Origin of the sequence: Brevundimonas diminuta 3F5N (assembly GCF_900163625.1) — a bacterium.
Lineage (GTDB): Bacteria > Pseudomonadota > Alphaproteobacteria > Caulobacterales > Caulobacteraceae > Brevundimonas > Brevundimonas diminuta_A.
In genome coordinates this window covers 1-6506 of record NZ_FUIE01000025.1, presented here as the reverse complement: position 1 = coordinate 6506, position 6506 = coordinate 1, and the positions used below count along the sequence as shown (strand labels likewise).

General features: G+C 62.8%; 5 protein-coding genes. All 5 read left to right on the top strand.

Going from position 1 to position 6506, the window contains the following annotated elements:
- Positions 1 to 310 precede the first annotated feature (310 nt).
- Positions 311 to 3157: an ATP-dependent Clp protease ATP-binding subunit gene (locus tag FM111_RS04845; protein ID WP_256968095.1), complete on the top strand. Its 2847-nt coding sequence runs from the start codon at positions 311 to 313 to the stop codon at positions 3155 to 3157.
- 76 nt (positions 3158 to 3233) lie between these two features.
- Positions 3234 to 4376, top strand: a complete 1143-nt coding sequence (locus FM111_RS04840; RefSeq protein WP_087139589.1) for a flagellar biosynthesis protein FliA — start codon at positions 3234 to 3236, stop codon at positions 4374 to 4376.
- 26 nt (positions 4377 to 4402) lie between these two features.
- Positions 4403 to 5050 carry an HdeD family acid-resistance protein gene (locus tag FM111_RS04835; protein ID WP_087139588.1) on the top strand — a complete coding sequence of 216 codons (648 nt, stop codon included), beginning with the start codon at positions 4403 to 4405 and terminating at the stop codon, positions 5048 to 5050.
- A 211-nt stretch (positions 5051 to 5261) separates the two neighbouring features.
- Entirely contained in the window at positions 5262 to 5882 is a 621-nt protein-coding gene (locus tag FM111_RS04825) for a hypothetical protein (RefSeq protein ID WP_087139586.1), read from the top strand.
- Position 5883: 1 nt separating this feature from the next.
- Complete coding sequence (locus tag FM111_RS04820; protein WP_087139585.1) at positions 5884 to 6423, top strand: NADH dehydrogenase ubiquinone Fe-S protein 4; 540 nt, start codon at positions 5884 to 5886, stop codon at positions 6421 to 6423.
- Positions 6424 to 6506: the final 83 nt, after the last annotated feature.

The following is a 6506-nucleotide window of genomic DNA, read 5'->3' as shown; positions in this document are numbered from 1 at the left end:
CTCCGCCATAGCCCTCGCCGCTACAGTGCTCTTTTGGCTATGAGTCCTGAGCCTAGAGGGAGCAAATTGGTATGGAAAGGAAGACTGGATCTTCTCGAGCAATCGGCGCAAGATCTCCTGCAACGAGAGACACTAGACGAGCCCGATCTTGTGGCAATTGGGTCCAAGGTGAAAAGAACGGAAGCGGTCGCTGCGTGACACTGTCACTGGCGCAGATAATCGGCGAACAACCCTGTCTGGATAATGAAAACGGAACAGACGAATGGCAAACGGAGCTTGCGATATTTGCGGTCGCCCGGCGACGGCGCGCGTGCGCGCCTCGGTGAACGGCAGGGTTCAGAACATGGAGCTGTGCGATCAGCACTACAGCGAAATGGCGCGCCGGTCGGGGCGCAGTGCCTCGCCGCTTGAGTCCCTGTTCGGACGGCGTTCCCTTCTTGACGAATTCTTCGGCGAGAGCGGTTTCGGCAGCCTCTTTGGTGACAGTCCGCTGCGAGGCGGCACGCTCGGCTCTATGGGTGATGGCGATGACGCTGTCGTCGACGCCACTGTCGGCGAGGGCGCGCCGCTGCGTGGATCGCGGCGCGGCGGCGGACGCACCATCGCCGACCGGCTGAGCGAACAGGGCAACAAGCTGCTGCAGGATGCAGCACAGAAGGCCGGGGAATTCGGGCGCAGCGAGGTCGATACCGAACATCTGCTTCTGGCATTGACCTCGTCTGACGTCGTCAAGACGATCCTGGAACAGTTCAAGGTCGATGTGGACGATCTGCGGCGCCAGATCGAGAAGGAAGCGAAGCGTGGAGACGCCAAGACAGAAGGCGAAATCGGTGTCAGCCCGCGTCTCAAGGACGCGCTGAACCGGGCCTTCATCGCCTCGAACGAGCTTGGCCATTCGTATGTCGGGCCGGAACATCTGCTGATCGGGCTCGCCGAAGAGGGCGAAGGCCTCGCGGCGGCGATGCTGCGCAAGCTGGGGTTGACGCCGCAGGCGCTACGTCAGCAGGTGACGAAGGTGGTCGGCAAGGGTGTCGAGGAAGGCCGCGTCGAGACTCCGTCGAACACCCCCGATCTCGACCAGTTCAGCCGCGATCTCACCAAGGCCGCGCGCGAGGGCAAGCTCGACCCTGTGATCGGTCGCGCCCGCGAGATCGAAACGACGATCGAGGTCCTCGCGCGGCGCAAGAAGAACAACCCCGTGCTGATCGGCGAGCCCGGCGTCGGCAAGACCGCCATCATCGAGGGCCTCGCCCAGCGGATCGTGGCCGGTGAAGTGCCCGAGGCCCTGCGCGACAAGCGGCTGGTCGAGCTGAACATCAACTCGATGGTCGCAGGGTCCAAGTATCGCGGCGAGTTCGAGGAGCGAGTCCAGAAGATCCTCAAGGAGATCACCGAGGAAAAGGACAGCCTCATTCTCTTCATCGACGAGATCCACACCATCGTCGGCGCCGGCCAGGGCGGCGGCGAAGGCGGTCTGGACATTGCCAACACCTTCAAGCCGGCGCTGGCGCGGGGCGAGCTGAACCTGATCGGCGCGACGACGCTCAACGAGTACCAGAAATACATCGAGAAGGACGCGGCGCTCGAGCGACGGTTCCAGCCGGTTTATGTGGACGAGCCCACGGTCGCACAGACGATCATGATTCTGCGCGGGTTGCGCGACACGCTCGAAAGCCACCACAAGGTGACGATCACCGACGAGGCGATCATCGCCGCCGCGGAGCTTTCGGATCGCTATATCACCGGTCGCTTCATGCCCGACAAGGCGATCGACCTGATCGACCAGGCCGCGGCGCGGGTGAAGATCTCGGCCACTGCGCGGCCCGTGGACGTGCAGGAGCTCGAAGCCGAGGTCGCGCAGATCAAGCGCGAACAGGACTATGCCGCAGCCCGCAAGCAATTCGACCGAGCAGCGGAACTGAAGAAGGAACTCGAGCAGAAGCAGAAGGAGCTTGACGAGCTTCTGGAGATCTGGAAGCGCGACCAGGCTTCGGCGACCGCCGAGGTGCGCGCCGATCATGTCGCGCAGATCGTCTCCAAGATCACCGGTGTTCCGGTCACGGAGTTGACCGCCGAGGAGAAGGACAAGCTCCTGAAGCTCGAGGAGAAGCTGCACGAGCGCGTCATTGGCCAGGAAGAAGCGATCCGCGCCGTGGCCGATGCGGTGCGCCTGGCGCGTGCGGGTCTGCGCGAAGGTTCCGGTCCGACCGCGACCTTCCTGTTCCTCGGGCCGACCGGGGTTGGCAAGACGGAACTGGCCAAGACGCTCGCCGAGGTAATCTTCGGCGATCAGGACGCGATGATCCGTATCGACATGTCGGAGTATGGCGAGCGCCACTCGGTTGCCCGGTTGGTTGGCGCACCTCCGGGCTACGTCGGATACGACGAAGGCGGGCAGCTGACGGAGAAGGTGCGCCGTCGGCCCTACTCGGTCGTGCTCCTCGACGAGATCGAAAAGGCGCATCCCGATGTCTACAACATCCTGCTTCAGGTTTTCGACGATGGCCGCCTGACAGATGGCAAGGGCCGCGTGGTGGACTTCACTAACACCATCATCATCGCCACCTCGAACCTCGGTTCGGACATCATCCAGCGCAACCTCACGAAACGCGGCAGCAGGGAGTTCGACGAGGCCAAGCAGAAATCCGAACTGATGGAGGTGTTGCGCGGTCATTTCCGGCCAGAGTTCATCAACCGGATCGATGAGATCATCGTCTTCCATTCGCTGAACCAGTCGGAGATCCGCCAGATCGTCGAGTTGCAGCTGAACCGGGTGAAACGGACCGCCCTCGGCCAGGGCGTCGAACTCGAATTCGACGTGAGCGTCGTGGATCACTTCGGCGCGGTCGGCTTCCGCCCCGAATTCGGCGCCCGCGAGCTGCGCCGGCTGATCCGGTCGGAGTTGGAGACCGAGTTGGCCCGCGAGATGCTCTCCGGGCGGATCGAGGATGGTGACAAGGTCCGCGTCGCCTGGTCGGAAGACGAACAGAGGGTCGTGTTCGAAAAGATCATAAAGGACACCGGTGACGACAGCCCGGACGATCAGGCCAAGGCCGGGATCGAGGAGCCCAGCGAAGTTGCCGAAAACAAGACGGACGTTCCAAAGCCCAGCGTTGAGGATGAGGTGCAGTCCAAGGACGACAAGTCCGCCGAGTGACAGCGCAAAAGACTGGCCCGGCGCGATATCGGTCGCGCCGGACCATCTCTTCGGGAGCTATAGGAAGGTCCACGGCATGAACGTCATTAGATCATTCCGCAATCTCGACCGGCACGGCCAACAGCGCGCGCCTGAGGTCATCGAGGAGGAGGTGCGGCAACTTGAACCGCACCTTGCGCGCTTTCGCGAGGATCTGGTCCGGCTCGAAGTCGTTGCCTCGCAGACGAGGGGCAAGAAGCGCATCAAAATCAGCCTGCGCCTGCAACTGCCGTCGGGCGTGATCGCGGCGCGGGAAGAGGGATTCGAGATCGAGCCTGTCCTGCGCAAGGCCTTTGCCGACCTGCGCCACCAGGTCGATCGGCATGTGGCGCGCCTCAAGCACGAGCCTGAATACAAGCGTCCCGCCCGCCGGCGCCGGATCGGCGCCCCGCTGCCGCCCGCGCGGGATGCGGCGGAAGCGGACCGGCGCCAGCTCTTCTTTGACCTGATCGAGGATCATCTCGATACGATCTATGACACCGTCAGGCGCGAGTTGACCTATCTCGAATGCAGCGGATCGGTACCGGAGGGATATCTGAGCGTTCGCGGTCTCTTCGATGCGACGATCCTCAAGGGGCTGGCCCGCTTCGAGGATCGGCCTTCGGAGTTTTCCGTCGGCGACTGGCTGAAACGGCTGGCTTTTGAGACCATCGAGGAAGAATCCCGCGCCGCCCGCCGCGCCGTGCCTGAGGATGCCGCCTCCATCGAGGCGGAACCCGAGGCCCCGGCGGAGGATCCGACCGAGGCGGATCAGGCGATGTTCGAGTTCTACCAGCCCGACGAAGTGCTGATGCTGGAGGACCTCCTCGCCGACGACGGCGGCACAGACCCCGAGAGCCAAGCGGATCGGCATAAGATCGCCATGGTGCTGCACCGGGCAATCGCCGATCTTCCGTCGGTCGAACGCCGCGTTCTCTATCGGCTCCACCTCGACAACGCTACGATCGCGGAGACGGCAGACCTTTTCGGCCTGACCGAGACAGTGGTCGCCGAGATCGCAGAAAATGCGGGCGCGACACTACGCGCGAGGCTTGCCGAAGCCGGGTTGGTCAGAGATCCATCAGGCCGCGCGCCCATCGAACGGGAAATCGCTCACACGCAGCGTCTGCCTCAGCCGATTCAGGATCGCCGCCGCGTGGCCGCCGCTCTAACCGGCGAGGAGGCCGGCTCCGACACCTGACATGGAACTGAATAGGAGATCGACCAATGACCACAGCCTCTGAAAACCCGACCGACAAGATGAAGGACATCCTGTGCAGCCTGTCCCGGAATTGGTGGGCATTCGTGTTACGCGGCGTGCTCGCATTGATCATCGCAGTGCTAGCCTTCGTCATGCCTGCGGAAGCGCTTCTGGCGCTCATGCTGGTCTTCGGCGCGTTCGCCTTTGCCGACGGCGTGTTCGGCCTCGTCGCCGCGATACGTAACATCCGCAAGGGCGAACGCTGGGGCTGGCTGATGTTCAGCGGCATTCTGGGCATCGCCACGGGCGTCGTCGTGGTTGTCTCGCCTTTTGTCGCGACGCTTGTGCTTGCGACGTTCCTCTGGGCCAGCATCGCATTCTGGTCCGTGTTCTCCGGTGCCCTCGAGATCGCGGCAGCGATCCGCCTGCGAAAGGAAATCAACGGCGAGATCTGGCTGATCCTGAGCGGCCTTCTCTCGGTCGTTCTCGGTGTCGTCGTGACCTGGATGCTGCTGACGCGCCCGGTCGAAAGCTTCCTCGCGCTCGGCTGGCTGATCGGCTTCTACGCCGCGGTCTTCGGGGTGATGATGATCCTCCTCGGGCTACGGCTTCGCAAGGCGGATCGTTCGGACGGTGCGGCCTTCGATGACGCTCCCCCATTGGCAAAGGCGTGAGGTGCCCTGTGGTGGATGACGAGCGACTTGCCGGCGAGGAGCACGATTTCACCCGATGGGACGAAACGATCTTCGACCGTTGCCTGAGTACCGGCTTCAATCCGTTCGGCAGCGGTCCGACGCCAATCTTCCCGCGGCACCGGGACGCAGAGGCGCCGGACGCCGATGCAAAGCCGTGCATGCCAACTGACACCGAAAATGCGGGGTGCTGATGTCGAACCGCCTGCCTGACTTGGCATTTGCTGCTGCGGCCGCTGCCTTGGGCATCGGAATCGTTTTAGTTTTTCGTTCGATGTATCTTGCCGAAGACATACTGCCTTTCGCGCAGGAGATGACGCTCATCTTCCTCGGCGCTGTCGTGACGATCATTCTGACCGCGGCGCTTCTCAATCGCCAGACCGATCTCGAGCTTCGCAAGGAAGGAAGGGTCATCATCCTCCAGCAGCAATGCGACATTTACATGGCCTGTATCGAGAAGGTCGCAGAGATCGTGGAAACCGCAAGGCACGATGCGAAGCTGATCGATGAACTGCGTGTTCTCAGCCACAAGCTGGCTGTGGTCGCGAGTGCAGGGGTCGTGTCCAGCTTCGAGCAGGTACTGGAGAGCTTGCAGTCCGGTTTTGCTGACGGCACGCTCTCGGACGGGGACGGAGAGGGCGTGATGAATGCCGTCGCCGATCTCACGATAGCGATGCGGTCGGACGTCCTGCACGCTGCTGCCTTTCCTTCGCAGAACACCGAACGCGCCGTTCGCCTGAATTCGAGGCGAATGGAAAAACTCGACGATCTCGAACGTCACCTTCTCGTATCCACCGACACCCGGGAGAACTGATATGCGCGGCCATAATCGCCCACCATTCCCGCCGAAAATTCCCGGAACCGATCAGCCATCCTGGGACGTGCCGACGGCAATCATCTACCGTCCTGCCCGTTCCGCGATGACATCGGCGCCTCGGCCCAACTACTGGGTTCTCGAGTTCGAGCCGTCCCGGCCGCCGCAGATCGAGCCGCTGATGGGATACACGTCCAGCGGCGATCCCTATCGTCCGATTCGGCTGAAGTTTCCGGATCGCGACAGCGCCGTGGACTTCGCAGAGCGGCAGGACTGGCATTATGTCGTGCGCGAGGACGCTGGGGGAGCCCGGATGGCGAACCCTTGGGCGGGTGAGACGCGCCACCGGCTGCACAGGGGCGTCGATGCCCCGGGAGCCTTCCGGGTCCCCTTCCGCCCCGATCGCGGCCTCTCAAGAGGCGTCCAGCATGAGAGCACGGCCAACCCGTCTACCAGCGACAGGGAGAGTTTCGATCCGGTCCTCGAAGCCTCGCTCGAATCCTTCCCCGCCTCTGATCCTCCGGCGTGGACGGTGACGTGACCCCCGTTTCTCATCCAGCCATAACAAGGGTGCTGTCAGTCTAACGCTAAAGGTGCTCCACCTAAAAGGTGGCAAGCCACTGG

What these genes read in the sequence shown, in the direction of transcription:
- FM111_RS04835 (WP_087139588.1), top strand. Translation starts at nt 4,403, where the DNA reads ATGACCACAGCCTCTGAAAACCCGACCGACAAGATGAAGGACATCCTG.
- FM111_RS04825 (WP_087139586.1), top strand. Translation starts at nt 5,262, where the DNA reads ATGTCGAACCGCCTGCCTGACTTGGCATTTGCTGCTGCGGCCGCTGCC.
- FM111_RS04820 (WP_087139585.1), top strand. Translation starts at nt 5,884, where the DNA reads ATGCGCGGCCATAATCGCCCACCATTCCCGCCGAAAATTCCCGGAACC.
- FM111_RS04840 (WP_087139589.1), top strand. Translation starts at nt 3,234, where the DNA reads ATGAACGTCATTAGATCATTCCGCAATCTCGACCGGCACGGCCAACAG.